This is a genomic window from Nonomuraea sp. NPDC005983, from assembly GCF_040614375.1.
GTDB lineage: Bacteria > Actinomycetota > Actinomycetes > Streptosporangiales > Streptosporangiaceae > Nonomuraea.
In genome coordinates this window covers 21,743-37,642 of record NZ_JBEXUP010000041.1, presented here as the reverse complement: position 1 = coordinate 37,642, position 15,900 = coordinate 21,743, and the positions used below count along the sequence as shown (strand labels likewise).

16 protein-coding genes and 1 pseudogene are annotated in these 15,900 nt (G+C 70.2%); 9 read left to right on the top strand and 8 right to left on the bottom strand.

Annotated features, from left to right (window positions below):
* The first annotated feature begins 37 nt into the window (after positions 1 to 37).
* Complete coding sequence (locus ABZ297_RS19725) at positions 38 to 586, top strand: CGNR zinc finger domain-containing protein (protein WP_355347769.1); 549 nt, start codon at positions 38 to 40, stop codon at positions 584 to 586.
* A gap of 27 nt (positions 587 to 613) precedes the next feature.
* On the opposite strand, the gene ABZ297_RS19720 is transcribed toward ABZ297_RS19725, so the two are convergent.
* The 3 genes from ABZ297_RS19720 to recO all read right to left on the bottom strand — a co-directional run bounded on the left by ABZ297_RS19720 (position 614) and on the right by recO (position 2,348).
* Positions 614 to 778, bottom strand: coding sequence for a hypothetical protein (locus ABZ297_RS19720; RefSeq protein ID WP_355347766.1), 165 nt, complete (start codon positions 776 to 778; stop codon positions 614 to 616).
* Between the two features lie 65 nt (positions 779 to 843).
* Positions 844 to 1,617: an isoprenyl transferase gene (locus ABZ297_RS19715; protein ID WP_355347763.1), complete on the bottom strand. Its 774-nt coding sequence runs from the start codon at positions 1,615 to 1,617 to the stop codon at positions 844 to 846.
* Entirely contained in the window at positions 1,614 to 2,348 is a 735-nt protein-coding gene (gene recO, locus ABZ297_RS19710) for a DNA repair protein RecO (RefSeq protein ID WP_350805646.1), read from the bottom strand. The genes ABZ297_RS19715 and recO overlap by 4 nt, the downstream gene beginning before the upstream one ends.
* 161 nt (positions 2,349 to 2,509) lie before the next feature.
* On the opposite strand from recO, the gene ABZ297_RS19705 reads away from it, so the two are divergent.
* Positions 2,510 to 4,018 (top strand): CDP-alcohol phosphatidyltransferase family protein, encoded by a 1,509-nt coding sequence (locus ABZ297_RS19705; RefSeq protein ID WP_355347760.1) that lies wholly within the window; start codon positions 2,510 to 2,512, stop codon positions 4,016 to 4,018.
* Positions 4,015 to 4,734 carry a DUF5941 domain-containing protein gene (locus ABZ297_RS19700; RefSeq protein WP_355347757.1) on the top strand — a complete coding sequence of 240 codons (720 nt, stop codon included), beginning with the start codon at positions 4,015 to 4,017 and terminating at the stop codon, positions 4,732 to 4,734. The genes ABZ297_RS19705 and ABZ297_RS19700 overlap by 4 nt, the downstream gene beginning before the upstream one ends.
* 102 nt (positions 4,735 to 4,836) lie before the next feature.
* Here the strand turns inward: ABZ297_RS19700 and ABZ297_RS19695 are convergent, their stop codons facing one another.
* Positions 4,837 to 5,973, bottom strand: a complete 1,137-nt coding sequence (locus ABZ297_RS19695) for a hypothetical protein (protein ID WP_355347755.1) — start codon at positions 5,971 to 5,973, stop codon at positions 4,837 to 4,839.
* Between the two features lie 328 nt (positions 5,974 to 6,301).
* Here ABZ297_RS19695 and ABZ297_RS19690 point away from each other — a divergent pair, with 328 nt between their 5' ends.
* The 3 genes from ABZ297_RS19690 to ABZ297_RS19680 all read left to right on the top strand — a co-directional run bounded on the left by ABZ297_RS19690 (position 6,302) and on the right by ABZ297_RS19680 (position 10,108).
* Positions 6,302 to 7,438, top strand: coding sequence for a methyltransferase domain-containing protein (locus ABZ297_RS19690; protein WP_355347752.1), 1,137 nt, complete (start codon positions 6,302 to 6,304; stop codon positions 7,436 to 7,438).
* 224 nt (positions 7,439 to 7,662) lie between these two features.
* Positions 7,663 to 9,057, top strand: a complete 1,395-nt coding sequence (locus tag ABZ297_RS19685) for a glycoside hydrolase family 16 protein (RefSeq protein ID WP_355347749.1) — start codon at positions 7,663 to 7,665, stop codon at positions 9,055 to 9,057.
* A 103-nt stretch (positions 9,058 to 9,160) separates the two neighbouring features.
* A complete protein-coding gene (locus ABZ297_RS19680; protein ID WP_355347746.1) occupies positions 9,161 to 10,108 on the top strand; it encodes a 2-oxoglutarate and iron-dependent oxygenase domain-containing protein in 948 nt (315 codons plus the stop codon).
* Between the two features lie 5 nt (positions 10,109 to 10,113).
* Here ABZ297_RS19680 and ABZ297_RS19675 read toward each other — a convergent pair whose 3' ends face one another.
* On the bottom strand, positions 10,114 to 10,599 hold the full coding sequence (locus ABZ297_RS19675; protein ID WP_355347743.1) for a substrate-binding domain-containing protein: 486 nt from the start codon (positions 10,597 to 10,599) through the stop codon (positions 10,114 to 10,116).
* Between ABZ297_RS19675 and ABZ297_RS19670 the strand changes: the two genes are divergently transcribed.
* The 3 genes and pseudogenes from ABZ297_RS19670 (at position 10,519) to rocD (ending at position 13,130) form a co-directional block, all read left to right on the top strand.
* Positions 10,519 to 11,004, top strand: coding sequence for an Lrp/AsnC family transcriptional regulator (locus ABZ297_RS19670; protein ID WP_355347740.1), 486 nt, complete (start codon positions 10,519 to 10,521; stop codon positions 11,002 to 11,004). The two genes, ABZ297_RS19675 and ABZ297_RS19670, sit on opposite strands and share 81 nt — an antisense overlap.
* 112 nt (positions 11,005 to 11,116) lie before the next feature.
* Positions 11,117 to 11,920 (top strand): annotated as a pseudogene (ddaH, locus tag ABZ297_RS19665) (dimethylargininase); the annotation flags it as partial.
* A 1-nt stretch (position 11,921) separates the two neighbouring features.
* Complete coding sequence (gene rocD, locus ABZ297_RS19660; protein WP_355347737.1) at positions 11,922 to 13,130, top strand: ornithine--oxo-acid transaminase; 1,209 nt, start codon at positions 11,922 to 11,924, stop codon at positions 13,128 to 13,130.
* A gap of 149 nt (positions 13,131 to 13,279) precedes the next feature.
* On the opposite strand, the gene ABZ297_RS19655 is transcribed toward rocD, so the two are convergent.
* Genes ABZ297_RS19655 through ABZ297_RS19645 form a run of 3 tightly spaced genes read right to left on the bottom strand, consistent with a single transcriptional unit; the run spans position 13,280 to position 15,885 of the window.
* Positions 13,280 to 14,521: a CU044_5270 family protein gene (locus ABZ297_RS19655; RefSeq protein ID WP_355347734.1), complete on the bottom strand. Its 1,242-nt coding sequence runs from the start codon at positions 14,519 to 14,521 to the stop codon at positions 13,280 to 13,282.
* Complete coding sequence (locus ABZ297_RS19650; protein ID WP_355347731.1) at positions 14,514 to 15,125, bottom strand: RNA polymerase sigma factor; 612 nt, start codon at positions 15,123 to 15,125, stop codon at positions 14,514 to 14,516. The genes ABZ297_RS19655 and ABZ297_RS19650 overlap by 8 nt, the downstream gene beginning before the upstream one ends.
* Positions 15,126 to 15,168: 43 nt before the next feature.
* Positions 15,169 to 15,885 (bottom strand): class I SAM-dependent methyltransferase, encoded by a 717-nt coding sequence (locus ABZ297_RS19645; protein WP_355347728.1) that lies wholly within the window; start codon positions 15,883 to 15,885, stop codon positions 15,169 to 15,171.
* Between the last annotated feature and the right edge of the window lie 15 nt (positions 15,886 to 15,900).

The window sequence follows — 15,900 nt, the reverse complement described above, 5'->3', positions numbered from 1 at the left end:
GCGACCACGCTAGAACCGGTCCCGTACAGGAGTCAACATGCCGTTTGGCCATGACATGGTGTATTCACTGGCCACTGTTGTTGAGCTGGTGAACACCTCGCCCTCGACGGGTGGCGACGACGGCCTGGCGGACCTCGCCGAGTTGCAATCCTTCGTCGAGTCGCGCCAGGTCAGTGGGATAGGCACACTCACCCCCCGTGACCTGGGCCAGGTCCGCATGGTGCGGGAGGCGTTCCACCGCGTGTTCACCGCCTCCGACCTGCCCACGGCCGTGCGCCTGCTCAACGCGCTGCTGTCGGAGACGCGCATCACGCCCAGGCTGACCGAGCACGACGGGCACCCTCTGCACGTGCACTACTTCGCTCCCGACGCCACCCTCGCGGAGCACCTGGCGGCCGACTGCGGGGTGGCCCTGTCGCACCTGCTGGTCGACGGCGAGTGGGAACGCCTGCGCACCTGCTCGGCCCCCGACTGCGACAAGGTCTTCGTCGACGAGTCGCGCAACAGGTCCCGCGTCTACTGCGACAGCCGCACCTGCGGCAACCGCATGCACGTGGCCGCCTACCGAGCCCGCCGCCGCGCCTGACCCGCAGGGCGGGCCCGCGCGCGGGGCTCAGAGGCGCGCGAGCCAGCGCCTGGCGTCGCGGGCCGTCCGCAGGCGGATCACCGTCACCTCCGGGTGGTGGGCGGCGCGGGCCACGGTCTCCCGGCTGCGGCGGCCGTCGGCGAGGGTGGTCTTGCCGGCTGCGGAGATGCCGGCGACGAGGACGCGCTCCATCGGCGCTCAGAGTCCGGTCTCGGGGAGCGTGGTGATCTGCGGTGTCCAGTCCATGGCCCGGGACTCTAGACCGGGTTCGGGATCGCCCCGCCGTACCGCCTGTCGCGCTTGGCGAAGATCTCGCACGCCTCCCACAGGTCGCGGCGGTCGAAGTCGGGCCAGAGCCGGTTCAGGAACACCATCTCCGCGTAGGCCGACTGCCACAGCAGGAAGTTCGAGAAGCGCTGCTCCCCCGACGAGCGCACGAACAGGTCGACCGGCGGGATCTCCGGCTCGTCGAGGTAGCGCGCGAACACCTTCTCGTTCACCTTCGACGGTTTGACCCGGCCCGCCGCGATGTCCTCGGCCAGCTTCACGGCCGCGTCGACGATCTCGGCCTGGCCCCCGTAGTTCACGCAGAACTGCAGGGTCAGCTTGCTGTTGCGCTCGGTCATCGCCTCGGCGGTCTGCAGCTCGGAGATCACGCTCTTCCACAGCCGCCCCGGCCTGCCCGCCCACCGGACCCGCACGCCCATGGCGTTCAGCTCGTCGCGGCGGCGCCTGATCACGTCGCGGTTGAACCCCATCAGGAACCGCACCTCGTCGGGCGAGCGCCGCCAGTTCTCGGTCGAGAACGCGAACGCGCTGAGATACTGAACCCCGATCTCCAGCGCTCCCTCGATGACGTCGAACAGCGACGCCTCGCCCGCCTTGTGCCCTTCGGTGCGGGGCAGGTTCCGCTGCTTGGCCCAGCGGCCGTTGCCGTCCATGATGACGGCCACGTGCCGGGGCACCAGCTCGCGCGGGATCGGCGGCGGGGTCGCGCCGGACGGATGCGGGGACGGAGGACGAACGCTCACACTGGCTCCCTTTCGACGTGTCGGAGAGAGCGTATTCCGTGTTCCAGGTGCCACTGCAGATACGCGGCGACCAGCCCGCTGCACTCGGTGCGGTGGCGCGGCTCGGAGGAGTCGGCGGTGGCCCAGTCGCCGCGCAGCAGCGCAGTCATGAGCCCGATCGTCTCTCCGGCCGGGACGGCCGAGCCGGCCGGCCTGCACGCCCCGCACACCACGCCGCCCGCGACGATGGCGAAGGCCCTGACGGCGGGCGCCTGGCACTTGGCGCACGCCTCGAGCGCGGGAGCGTAACCGGCGACCGCCAGCGAGCGCAGGAAGTAGGCGTCGAGCACCAGCCTGGCCTCGTGCGTGCCGTCGGCCAGCGTGCGCAGCCCGCCCACCAGCAGCAGGAACTGCCGCAGCGCCGGCTCCTTCTCGCCGTGCGTCAGCCGGTCGGCGGTCTCCAGCATCGCGGTTCCGGCGGTGTAGCGGGGATAGTCGATCGCCAGCGCCTCGCCGTACGGCCTGATGGTCTCGGCCTGCGTGACGACGTCGAGCGAGCGGCCGGTGTGGAGCTGCAGGTCGACGTGCGTGAACGGCTCCAGCCTGGCTCCGAAGCGCGAGGTGGTGCGGCGCACGCCCTTCGCGACGGCGCGCACCTTGCCGGTGCGCTTGGCCAGGACGGTGACGATGCGGTCGGCCTCGCCGAGCTTCTGCGTGCGCAGGACCACGCCCTCGTCACGGTAGAGACTCACCACCACATCCTATGGCTGCACGGCTTTGGTCACAGACGAGCACTGTTGACACGACTTTGCGCAACCCTCACTAGACTTTGACGCCAGTCCCCGCACCACCCGTTGTTCAACCCCCCGCTACCGCCTCGTTCAACCCCCCGCTACCGCCTCGAAAGGGAGTCATGACCCGCGTGGTCCTGCTGGGCTCTTCGCCCAGCCCCGACACCGCTCCGACCGGCCTGAGGCTGGCCGCGCTGCCTGGCAATCCCACCGTGGCCGAGCGGCTGCGCAGCCAGCTCGTTTCCCTGGATCCGCAGCCCGCCACGATCGCCTCCGGTGACGTGGCCGCCGCGCTGCGCGCCGTGGCAGACGTCGCAGAGTCCGCAACGGAGAACCTTTTCATCATCCCGGACAACTCCGTCGTCCACGACGAGCTGATCTACCAGATCACCAAGGCCAAACGCGGCGCGCTGGCGCTCATCGCGAAGGAGCCGCGCCCCGAGGCGGGTGACGAGGTGCAGGAGGACATCGTCCCCATCGACGAGGCCGAGCCGGAGATCGGCATGAACCGGCTCGAGGGGCTGCCCGTCCGCTCCCGTGCCGGCAAGTCGCGCATCGTCTCGGTCGGCACCGCCAACCACCAGGTCACCAGGCCCAACGCGGTGATGTTGGGCCCGCTCCACATCAGCCTGCGCAACGCCCCGATGCTGGCCGAGACCTGCCGCGCGCTGGCCGACATGGCCGACCGGTTCGGCCCCGACGACGACCTGGTGCAGATCATCGTCTTCGGGCTGGTGCGCAACGGCGTGTCGGTGGGCCTGCGCGGCCGCCGCGACCTGTTCTACCGCCGGGTCACCACCCAGGAGGAGGTCAACGAGGCGGGCGCCGAGATGGCCGGGATGGACGAGGACCGCGCCAGGCTCGACAACGCGGTCAAGGGCGCCGACGGCTTCTTCACCACGTACTTCGTCTCCACCTACTCCCGCTTCATCGCCCGCTGGGCGGCCAGGCGCGGCCTGACGCCCAACCAGGTGACGCTCATCTCGATCACGCTGGGCGTGCTGGCCGCGGCCTGTTTCGCCACCGGCGACCGGCCATGGATGGTCGCGGGCGGCGTGCTGATCTACTTCGCCTTCGTCTTCGACTGCGTCGACGGCCAGGTCGCCCGCTACGCCCGCAAGTTCGGCGTGCTCGGGGCCTGGCTCGACGCCACCTTCGACCGGTTCAAGGAGTACGTCGTCTTCGCCGGCCTGGCCGTCGGCTGGGTGGTCTCCGGCAACGGCGACGACATCTGGATCCTCGCGCTCGCCGCGATCGGCCTCCAGTCGATCCGTCACCTGCTCGACTTCTCCTTCGGCATCTCCAACCGCCGTAAGCCGCCGGCCCAGCTCCCCACGCTGGCGCTCGACGCCCCGTCCGACAGCGATCTCCGCAAGGCGCTGGTGCGCCGCAAGGAGGAGCGCAGCCAGGGCGTCCGCGGCCTGCTGAAGATGTGGTCCAAGGCCGGCAAGTACCGCGCCGTGCACTGGGCCCGCAAGATGATCGTCTTCCCCATCGGCGAGCGGTTCGCGGCCATCGCGATCACCGCCGCCCTCTTCGACGCCCGCATCACCTTCCTCACGCTGGTGATCTGGGGCACCGTCGCCGCCGCCTACACCCTCACCGGACGCCTCATGAGGTCGCTCGCATGATCACCCACCCGCAGGCCGCCACCACCGCCACGCCGGACCCCGACGAGGAACGCCGCCGCGTCCAGACCGCCCGCCTGCTCGCCTACCGCGACGACGGCCCGCTCGTGCACGCGCTGGCCGGCAAGCTCGGCAAGGGCCTGCCGCCCGTCCCCGCCACCCTCGTCGCCCTGCTCGCCATCGTCGCGATCGCCGCCGTCGGCCTGCTGAAGCCGGGGCCGATACTGCTGCTGCCCTCGCTGATCATGCTGGTGCTGGTGCTGCCCACCGCGCCGCGCGACCACCTGGGCCGCTTCGACTGGCTCACCCCGCCGCTGCTGCGCGGTGCCGAGTTCCTCGCCATGATCGTGGTGGCGCTGCAGTCGGGCGCGCCCAGGTGGCTGCTGTTCGTCCTGGTGTACGTGGTGGGTTACCACACCTACGACACCGTCTACCGCACCCGGCAGAGCATCTGGCCGCCCGCCTGGGTCTTCCAGGCGGGGCTCGGCTGGGAGCTGCGGCTGCTCATCATCGGCGCCGCCGCCGCCTTCGACGTCCTCACGCCGGTGCTCGCCGTGCTGACGGCGTACCTGTTCGTGCTGTTCGCGGTGGAGAGTGTGACCAGCTGGGTGCGCCTCGACAAGGCGTCCGCCCAGGCGGGCGCCGACGCCGAGCAGGACCTGGAGGCGTCCCCGGAGGACGCCCTGGAGCAGGCCACCGGCGAGGCCGACAAGGGCTGACCCCACACGTACCTCACCCGGGCGGGCGCCTACTCCGGCGCCCGCCCGGGCTGTTTTCCGCGAGGGACGGCGGGTCCGCCGAGGTCAACGCGTTCGGTGTTGTCAGCGCAGCTCCAGGGGCGGCTCGATGCCGGGAGGGCTCATCGTCGCGGCGATGAACACCGCTGTGAAGTCGGCGGCGCGCATGATTCCCGCGCCGGTCAGGTCGTCGAAGCCGGCCACTTCGAGGTCCCGGCCCTTGGTCATGGCACCGAAGACGGCGAAGTAGATCTCCGCGCCTGGGTAGCGGGCGCGGATCTCGCGGGTGACGTATCCGACGACGTCCGCATGCTTGACCTCGAAGTCGCACAGGACGATCGTCGGGGCCTCCGGCAGCTCCGGGTACACCGAGGCCCGATCGAGCGTGATGGAGTCCCGCCTCTCGTTGCACTTGAGGTAGCCGATGGGGCAGCGCCCGAACTGGGCTGACGCGAGGAAGGTCGCCATGACGAGGCCGGCCTCGTTGACGCCGAAGCAGGCGTCCGCGTCCACCCTGCGCCCGACGTTCTTGATCTGCTGGATGAGGCGTTCGACCCCGTATCCGAACGACGCCCAGGTCAGGTTCAGCAGCTGTCCTGGCCGGGGATTGGGCAAGGAGTAAAGGGAGATCTCGGGGTTGCCGTACTCGAGAGTCGGGACGGCGATTTTGAAATCAGGGCCGATGACATTGGTTTCGGTGAGGAGCCGGTGGCCTTCCGGTCCCGTCCGTGGTGCGGATGGCTCGCCGGTCAAGCCGGCCGCGGTGAACCTGTTCAGCGAGAGCTGATCTTCGGGCGCAAGGCGCTCGTACGCCTCGGCGATCAGATCACCGGGAGAGACGTGCTCGTCCGCCACCCCCGAAGGGCCGCCGCTGTACGCGGTGGCGAGAGTCAGCAGGCTTGGGAAGGTCGGGGGTGATCCGGCTCCGCCGCGAGCACGCGCCCATGTTTCCCAGGCGTTGATGGACGTGCCGCCCAGGCTGGTCTGATGGCCCATCACCTCGTTGTACCGGGCGGCGGCCCGGTCCTGGGAGAGGCCACACGCGTAGCGGTGTGCCTGAAGGCTGGGAATGCCAGGATGCCGACTCATCAGCTCGATCGCGGCTCTTCTGACCGAGCCCGTCTCTTGCCATAGTTGTGTGCCGATACGTGCCAGTTCGCGGCCCCGCGCCTGAGGGCTGCTCCCGGCCCGACCCTGGGTAGATATCGCGCGCCTCCTCATGATTCGGCGCCAGATTAACCATCCCCATGGGCGATCGCCTCAGAAATCGCGAAAACCGGCAGGTCAGCACCGCCCCAAGACCCGAGTGACCGCGGACCTTCTCATAGGTGTTCGGGCGGCTCACCAGCTCTTACCGTCGACACAACACGGGCGCGGCGATCGAGTGCGGCCGCGATCCGGAAGTGGATCGTGGAAGGGAAGGAGTTCGCTCCATGGGGAAGCACGATGACGGCGAGCGGCCTAGTGACAAGCCGGTCGAGAAGCCGAAGCCGAGTCACGACGGACTGCGTCCCGGCCCGCCCGGCAAGCACGAGAAGCCCGCGCAGAAATGAACGCTGGTGAGCGGGGCAACGCTCTCAGCGACAAGATCGCAGACCTCGGCGACGAGTGGCGTGCGGCGATGCACGCCGTTCCCCGGCACCTGTTCATCCCGGACAAGGCATGGTGCCATCCCGACGACGCGCCCGGCTATCCGATCGATAGAGCCGTCGATCCGGGCACCTGGCTGGACGCCGTGTACTCCGACGCCGCGATCGTCACCCAAACGGACGACGGCGCAAGCGACGTGGCCGAGGGAGAGGGGGAGTACACCTCTTCGTGCTCCATGCCGAGCCTGGTCGCGGCGGGGCTGGGGGCGCTCAGTCCCTTCGACGGCGACGAGGTCCTGGAGATCGGCACGGGCACCGGCTGGACGGCGGGGCTGCTGGCACATCGTCTCGGGGACGAGAACGTGACCAGCATCGAGATCGACCGCGCCGTGTTCGACGCGGCCGCCGAGAACCTGAGCAGGTCCGGGCACGAACCCCGGCTGATCCTGGGAGACGGCGCGGCGGGGTGCTCCGAGGGAGCGCCGTACGACCAGGTACACGTCACCTGCGGAGTGCTCGAGGTGCCGTACGCGTGGGTGGAGCAGACCCGGGTCGGCGGTGTGATCGTCCTTCCGTGGATGCCCCGCTGGGAAGGCGGATACCTGACCAAACTGACCGTGACCGGTGACGGTACCGCCGTGGGGAGGTTTCACACCGGTGTCGCGTACATGATGCTCCGCTCACAGCGCTGGAGCCCGCCCCAGCTCGACGGCTCCTACCGGGACTCTGCCAGCTATCTGGACCCACGCAGGGTGGTGCGCTCCTCGACGGGCGCCGGCATCGCCATCGCCGCGACGCTGCCGGACGTGAGCGGCGCGTACGCGGACCAGGACGACGGCGAGTTCCACCTCTCGCTGTGGTCCGGCGACTCCGACGCTCAGGTCCACTACTCCCCCGCTTTCAAGCGCGTGGCGGTCCTGCAACGCGGAGCACGTGATCTGTGGGACGAACTGGAGGCCGCCTATCTGCGCTGGGTCTCGTGGGGCGGTCCGGATCGCGCCAGGTTCGGCATGACCGTCTCCCCCGATGGTCAGCACATCTGGCTCGACACCCCGGCCAACACGGTCAACGGGTCGAGCGCCGAGCCCGGCCTATAGCCGGCTGGTCCGCCTACGGAGGGCCCTCACCCGGTCGGTTCAATCGGCTCCCTCGCGAGGCGAGCTCCCGGCCAAGGCAACCGAGTATCTCGACGAGCCAGTTTGGAGAGCGCTCTCTGCCTCTCTGTCGCAGCAGGGTGGATTTGTTGACAGGGCGTTGTGGGTGTGTTTTCGTCTCGTGAGAGAGCGCTCTCATCGCCCCTTCGCATCCCCCAGGAGCAGCGATGACATCTCGACAACCCACGCGCCGCCGTCGGCTGGCCTCAGTGGCCTCAGTGGTGGGCTCAGTGGTGGGCATGGTCAGCAGCCTGCTGGTCTACGTGGCCGTGAGCGCCTCCGCCGCCGTGCCCCCCACTCCCTCCGGCTGGTCGCTGGTCTGGTCGGACGACTTCGCCGGCCCGTCCGGGTCCGCGCCGTCGTCCGCGAACTGGATCGTCGACACCGGGCACTCGTACCCCGGTGGCCCGGCCAACTGGGGCACCGGCGAGATCCAGAACTACACGTCCAGCCCCTCGAACCTCAGCCTCGACGGCGGCGGGAACCTGCGCATCACCGCGCAGCGCAGCGGCTCGGGCGAGTGGACGTCGGCGCGCATCGAGACCAGGAGGGCCGACTTCAAGCCCGCCGACGGGCGCGTCCTGCGGATCGAGGGCCGCATCCAGATGCCGAACGTGACCGGGCAGGAGGCGCTGGGTTACTGGCCCGCGTTCTGGGCGCTCGGCTCGCCGTACCGGGGGAACTACTGGAACTGGCCGGGCATCGGCGAGTTCGACATCATGGAGAACGTCAACGGCGTCAACGCGGTCTGGGGCGTGCTGCACTGCGGCGTCAACCCCGGCGGGCCGTGCAACGAGACCACGGGTATCGGCAGCAACCGGGCCTGCCCCGGCTCCACCTGCCAGTCCGCGTTCCACACCTACCGCTTCGAATGGGACCGCAGCGTCAGCCCGAACCAGCTCCGCTGGTACGTCGACGGCCAGCAGTTCCACAGCGTCAGCCAGGCGCAGTTCGACGCGGGCACCTGGAACGGCATGACCGGTCACGGCGGCTACTTCCTGCTGCTCAACCTGGCCATGGGCGGGGCGTTCCCGGACGCGCTGGGCGGGCCGACGCCGACCGCGGCGACCGTCCCTGGGCGGTCCATGCTGGTCGACTACGTGGCGGTCTGGCAGAGCGGCGGGCCCACCGTACCCCCGGGCGGCGGCGTGGACGCCCGCTCGACCATCCAGGCCGAGGGCTTCCAGGCGCAGGCGGGCACGATGGTGGAGACGACCACGGACACGGGCGGCGGGCAGAACGTCGGCGCCATCTCCAACGGCGACTGGCTGCGCTATGACCAGGTGGACTTCGGCAGCCAGGCGGCCACGCAGTTCAAGGCCCGCGTGGCCTCCGGCGCGGCGGGCGGGGTGAGCGGGCTGATCCAGGTGCGGCTCGACAGCCCGACTGCCCCGCCGATCGGGGACTTCGCGGTGGCGAACACCGGCGGCTGGCAGAGCTGGCGGACGGTTCCGGCGAACATCTCCGCGGTGACGGGCACCCACACGGTCTACCTGACGTTCAGCAGCGGCCAACCGGCCGACTTCGTGAACGTCAACTGGTTCACCTTCTCGAGCACGTGACACAACGGCCGCGCCCGCCCGGCGCGGGCGCGGCCGGTCTCTTTCAGATGGCCAGGGTCCTGGATGTCGGTGCTGATCGTCGCGACTGCGGAACAATGCCGTTGTGAGCGAACTGCCGGTGATCGACATCGCGCCCCTTCTCACGCGCGGGGACGCGGCCCACGCGACGGCGGACGAGATCGGCGCCGCCTGCCGTGACAGCGGCTTCTTCTACGTCACAGGCCACGGCGTGCCACCAGAGCTGCCTGCCCGGCTCGACGCGGCGAGCAGGACGTTCTTCGCGCTCCCCGCCGAGGTGAAGAACGAGATCTCGATGGACCGGGGCGGCCGGGCCTGGCGCGGTTTCTTCCCGGTCGGTGGCGAGCTGACCTCGGGCAGGCCGGACCTCAAGGAGGGCGTCTACTTCGGCGCCGAGGAGCCGCCGGGCGACCTGCCGCTGCACGGCCCGAACCTGTTCCCCGAGCAGGTGCCCGAGCTGCGCGCCGCCGTCCTGCGCTACCTGGACGAGATGACCGGTGTCGCGCAGACGGTGATGTCCGGCATCGCCCTCAGCCTGGGCCTGGACGCGGACTACTTCCGCACCGGCTACACCGCCGACCCCACCGTCCTTTTCCGGATATTCCACTACCCGCCCGCCCCGCCGGACAGCGACGCGTGGGGCGTCGGCGAGCACACCGACTACGGCCTGCTCACGCTGCTGCTCCAGGACTCCAACGGCGGCCTCCAGGTGCACACCTCCACCGGCTGGACGGACGCGCCCCCGCTGCCGGGCACGTTCGTCTGCAACATCGGCGACATGCTCGACAAGCTCACGGGCGGCCTGTACCGCTCGACCCCGCACCGGGTCCGCAACCTCAGCGGCAACGACCGCCTGAGCTTCCCGTTCTTCTTCGACCCCGGCTGGCACAGCGAGGTGCCGCCGCTCCCGTACACCCCCGGCGGGCGCGCCCGCTGGGACGGCCAGGACCTGCGCGCCTTCACCGGCACGTACGGCGAGTACCTGGTCTCGAAGGTCTCCAAGGTCTTCCCACAGCTCGCGCAGGACCTGTAGCGAGCCTAGGCCGACTCCCTGACCACGAGCCGGGCGGGCAGCACGACCGACGTGGTGTGCCTGCCGTCGAGCCGCGACAGCAGGAGCCTGGCCAGCGCCATGGCCTGCTCGTTGACCGGCACCCGGACGGTGGTGAGCTGAGGCGTGGTGCAGGAGGCGGCGTCGATGTCGTCGAAGCCCACGACGGCCAGGTCGTCCGGCACCCGCCTGGCCGCCTCCCGCGCCGCCTGGAGGGCGCCGATGGCCAGGTGGGCACCAGCGCGATCGTGTCGGTGCGCCGCGTGACCAGGCTCCTGGCGGCGGCGTTGGGCACGTAGCCCAGCTCCCTGACGGCCTGGAGCACCGATGATCGCAAGTTTGCCCCGGTTGGCGCGTCGCGCGCCACCGCGGCGAGGCGATATACAGAGCGCGTGGAACTGGACAGGCTGGACCGTGACATCATCACCGCGCTCGTGGAGGACGCCCGCGCCACCTACGCGGAGATCGGGCACCAGGTCGGGCTGAGCGCGTCGGCCGTCAAGCGGCGGGTCGACCGGCTGCGCGAGGCGGGCGCGATCACCGGGTTCAGCGCCAGGGTGGCGCCGCAGGCGCTCGGCTGGACCACCGAGGCGTACGTGGAGCTGTTCTGCCAGGGCAAGACCAAGCCATCCGACATCGCGCTGGCCGTCGCCAGGTTCCCCGAGGTCGTCGGCGCGGCCACCATCACCGGCGAGGCCGACGCGCTGCTGCACATCAGGGCGACGGACGTGCGGCACGTCGAGCAGGTGATCGAGCGGCTGGCGGCCGAGTCCTTCGTGGTGCGCACGAAGAGCGCGATCGTGCTGTCGAGGCTGATCGAGACGCCCACGGGCGCGGCCCTTCCGGACACGCGCAACAGATCGGGTGTCAGTGCGTGAGACTCGCAACGAAACACCGCCAACACGCAATGCCGCCCGCTTGGCCTGCATAAACGTACTTTCTTAGGCTGTCTCCGTCCCCTTCGGACATCACCCGACAACCACGACGGAGACCTGCATGCCCAAGCACTTCCTGATGTGCCGCCCCGATTTCTTCACGGTGGAGTACGCGATCAATCCGTGGATGGATCCCGAGGCGGGCGCCGACCGCGAGGTCGCGATCCGGCAGTGGGAGGGCCTCAAGTCGGCGTACGAGAGCCTCGGGCACAAGGTCAGCCTGATCGATCCGGTCGAGGGCCTGCCGGACATGGTGTTCGCCGCGAACGGCGCCCTCGTGGTCGGCGGACGCGTCTACGGCGCCAGGTTCACCTTCCCGGAGCGCGCCGCGGAGGGCCCCGCCTACCTGCGCTGGTTCGCCGACAAGGGCTACCCGGTGACCGAGCCGACGCACGTGAACGAGGGCGAGGGCGACTTCCTCACCCTGGACGAGGTGATCCTGGCCGGTACGGGCTTCCGCACCGACCTCGCCGCGCACCAGGAGGCACAGGAGTCACTCGGGCGGCCGGTGATCTCGTTGACGCTGGTGGACCCGCGTTTCTACCACCTCGACACGGCGCTGTTCTCACTCGACGGCCGGAACGTCGCCTACTACCCGGGCGCCTTCTCCCAGGGCAGCCAGGAGGTGCTCCGCCGGCTGTTCCCGGACGCGGTGCTCGCGACCCGCGAGGACGCCGAAGTGCTCGGCCTCAACGCGGTCAGCGACGGCACGAACGTGATCATCAACTCCGAGGCCGCCGACCTCCAGCTGGAGCTGAAGCGGCGCGGGTACGAGGTGATCCCCGTCGAGCTGTCCGAGCTGCGCAAGGCGGGCGGCGGCCCGAAGTGCTGCACACTGGAGATCAGGGGGGACAACTGACATGAGCACCAGCGCGGAGCTGATCGAGGCCAGCGAGCGCCGCAGCGCGCACAACTACCACCCGCTCCCCGTCGTCATCCACGAGGCGCACGGCGCCTGGGTCACCGACGTCGACGGTGAGCGGTACCTGGACTTCCTGTCCGGTTACTCGTCGCTCAACTTCGGCCACGGCAACCCCAAGATCATCGAGGCGGCCCAGGAGCAGCTCAAGAACCTGACGCTCACCAGCCGCGCGTTCTACCACGACCAGTTCGCGAGGTTCTGCGCCGGGCTCGGCGACCTCACGGGCAAGGACATGATCCTGCCCATGAACACCGGCGCGGAGGCCGTGGAGACCGCGATCAAGGTGGCCCGCAAGTGGGGCTACGAGGTCAAGGGCGTCGAGCCGGACCAGGCCAACATCGTCGTGATGGAGGACAACTTCCACGGCCGCACCACCACGATCGTCAGCTTCTCCACCGACCCCGACGCGCGCGGCGGCTTCGGCCCGTACACCCCTGGCTTCCGGATCGTGAAGTACGGCTCGGTCGAGGCGATCCGCGAGGCGATCGACGCGAACACGGTCGCGGTGCTGGTCGAGCCGATCCAGGGCGAGGCCGGGGTGCTGGTGCCGCCGGACGGCTACCTGACGCAGGTGCGCGAGCTGTGCACGGAGCAAAACGTCCTGATGATCGCCGACGAGATCCAGTCGGGTCTCGGCCGCACCGGGCGGACGTTCGCCTGCGACCACGAGGGCGTCGTGCCGGACGTCTACGTCCTGGGCAAGGCGCTGGGCGGCGGCGTGGTCCCCGTCTCGGCGATCGCCGCGAACGAGGACGTGCTCGGCGTGATCCAGCCCGGCCAGCACGGCTCCACGTTCGGCGGCAACCCGCTGGCCTGCGCCGTCGGCAACGCGGTGATCGACATCCTGAACACCGGCGAGTACCAGGAGCGGGCCTCCAGGCTCGGCGAGCTGCTGCACGCGCGGCTGCGCGAGCTGATCGGCGACGGCGTGGTGACCGTGCGCGGGCGCGGGCTGTGGGCGGGCGTCGACATCGACCCGTCGTTGGCCACTGGCCGCGAGGTGTCCAAGGCGCTGATGGCGCGCGGCGTGCTGGCCAAGGACACGCACGGCTCCACGATCCGGCTCGCGCCGCCGATCGTGATCTCCGAGGAGGACCTCCTCTGGGCCGTCGACCGGCTTGCGGACGCGATCGCCTCGTTCAGGTAGTCCACGTCACAGGCCACAGGCCACAGGCGGCAACGGCACGGCTCGCAGCCCGGAGGGTGCGAGCCGTGCCACCCCGCGTGTGCCTGAGCGGGGTGAGATGGGCGCATGCTGTACGCCACGCGAGGCCGAGCGGGTGTGCCGCCCGTGGGTTACCGGGAGCGCGTCGGTTCCGGCCTGCCTGCCGCGGACTCGATCGGCGTCGGGGTCACCGTCGTCGCCTTCTCATCCGTGACGGAGTGGGTGGGGGATGGCATCGACTTCGCGGTGAGCGTGATGGTGGGGACGGGCCCGACCGTCTCGGTGATCGTCTCCCCGATGGGCGTCGGCTCGGCCGTCGCGGTCATCTCCGCCGTCGGCGTCGCCGTCGCGGGCTCGGCCGTCGACATCGAGCAGCTGTCGTCCTTGCTCGCGTCGGGCGCGTCCGGCAGCTCGTCCACGACCTCGACGTTCAGCTGCGCGGTCAGCGCGAGCAGACTGCCCTTGGGCGCCTTGGCCAGCTTCTCGTCCACGACCGTGGCCCGCTCGCCCAGCAGCATGTGCGTGTCGGGCGTGAAGATGAGCTGTTCGAGCGTCCCCCACGGCGAGACGTGGCCGAGCGCCACGCCCTTGCGCCCGGCCGAGTCCTCGACCCCCTCGGCCACCTGCACGCCCGGGATCGCCTTGGCCGCCTCGAACAGCGCCTCACGCTGCGGCCGGGGCAGGTAGGTCTCCCTGAACAGGTCGCTCACGTCCTTGAACGCCCGCGCGTCGGCGTCCTGCCCCTTCGACGTGTCCTTGGTCACGTCCTTGTAGAGGCGCTCGCGCAGCGCGGCCGGGTCGGTGGGCAGCGTGCTCAGGTAGGCGTAGTCGCGCCGGTAGTCGCCCATCCGGCCGGGGCACGACGCGAGCTGACCCCAGGACGACCCCTGCCAGTCCTTCGCCTCCTTGGGGAGCTGCTCGCCGGGCCACGGCTTCGGCTCCCTGCCCTCGATCAGCAGCAGCCCGTCGGCGCTCCCGTCGACCGACTGCCAGATCTTCCTGTGCGTCCGGTACAGGTAGTGGGTGTTGCCGTCCTTGGAGAAGGACTCCGACGTGAACATGGTGTCGGACTCGACCAGGATGAACTGGCCCGGCTTCGGGTCCAGCTCGTGCGGTATGACGGCGGCCGACACCGACGTGCCCGGCCCGCCCGCGCCCGTCCCCTGCGCTGACAGCGTCACGGCCACGCCCCCGACCAGGGTGACGGTCACCCCGAATGCGGCCGCCGTCTGCCAGCCCAACCGCGGGAGGCGAAAGCGCCGCCCGCCGCGCGTCTCCTGCACCAACCGTTCGCGGGCCCGTGCCCGCGCGTCCTCCTCGAACCTCGGAGCGGCCGGACGGCCCTCCGCGAACACCCGAATCTCGTCATCCATGCTGGGGCTCCTCTGCGAAAGGGTCGATGCCGCCGAGCGCCCTGCGCACCTTCACGCGCAGCCGGTGCAGCCTGGACCGGACCGTGCCCACGGGCACGCCCAGCGCGAGCGCCGCCTCCTCGTAGGTGAGGTCCGCCCACGCCACGAGCAGCAGCAGGTCACGCTCGCCCGCGCTGAGCCTGGTCAGCGCGCGGGCCAGCCTGGGCTGGAGCTGCTCGGCCGTCACCCGGTCCGCGCTGCGCTCGTCGAACGTGCCCGGACGCTCGACGCTCACCTTGGCCATGGCCTGGTTGCGCCGCCGTTCCGCCCTGCGGTGCTGGGCCACGACCTTGGTGGCGATGCCGTACAGCCAGGGCCTGGCGTCGGGCCACGACCGGTCGTACCGCGCCCTGGACCGGAACGCGACGAGGAACACCTCTCCTGTCACGTCCTCGGCCAGTTCGGGTCCGAGCCGTCGGGCGGCGTACCTGTGGATCTCGTCGGCATGCCGGTCGAACAGCTCGGCGAAGATCTCAGGGTCGCCGAGCGAATGCCCGATCAGCGTCGAGTCGTCCAGCGTTTCAGGTTTCTCCTGAACACCCACCACGTCGCGGTCCTCTCTCATGCGGTCACCCTGTTGTTGGCCGCACCCGGGACCCCGGTTCCCACTATTTCTGGCGCCGCCAGGCGAGCAGGCCGTCGGGCGCCGTGTCCTGGACGAATCCGGCGGCGTCCAGTTCGGCCTCGAGGGCCCGCCTGCCCGGCCGGTGGCTCTCGCTGATCACCTCGTCCTCGCTGATGACGACGCCGTGCTGGGTGATCTGGTAGAGGAAGCGGTACCGGACCATCTCGCCCTCGACGGCGAGCGCCTGGCCCTGGATCTCGTAGAGATGGCGGCCGACCTGGTAGGAGCCCATGACCTCGAGGGGGCCGGGGGCGGGCGGGGTCCAGGGCCGCCAGTTGAACACCAGCAGGCCGCCGGGTTCGAGCTGCCTGGCCAGCACCGGCCAGAGCGCCTGCCGGTCCTCGGGGCGCAGGCCGTACAGGACGGAGATCATCACGACGGCCTCGACGGGCTCGTCGACGTCCACGTCGAGGGCGCTGCAGGGCAGGACGGTCACCCGCGACAGCAGGCCGGGGCGTTCGGCCAGGCGGGAGACCAGGACCGAGCGCATGCCGAGCGACGGCTCGACGGCGTAGATCTCGGCGGGTGTCTCCCAGGCGATGAGCTCGGTGATCAGGCCGGTGCCGGCGCCGATCTCCATGACGCTGCGGCGCACGCCGCTCAGGAGGGGAGGAAGCAGCCGGCGGATCTCTGGAACGTGCCCGTCCTCGTGCCACAGGTCGTAGAACGGGACGGCGACGGAGTACTGGTCTGCGTTCACAAACTATGAACGATA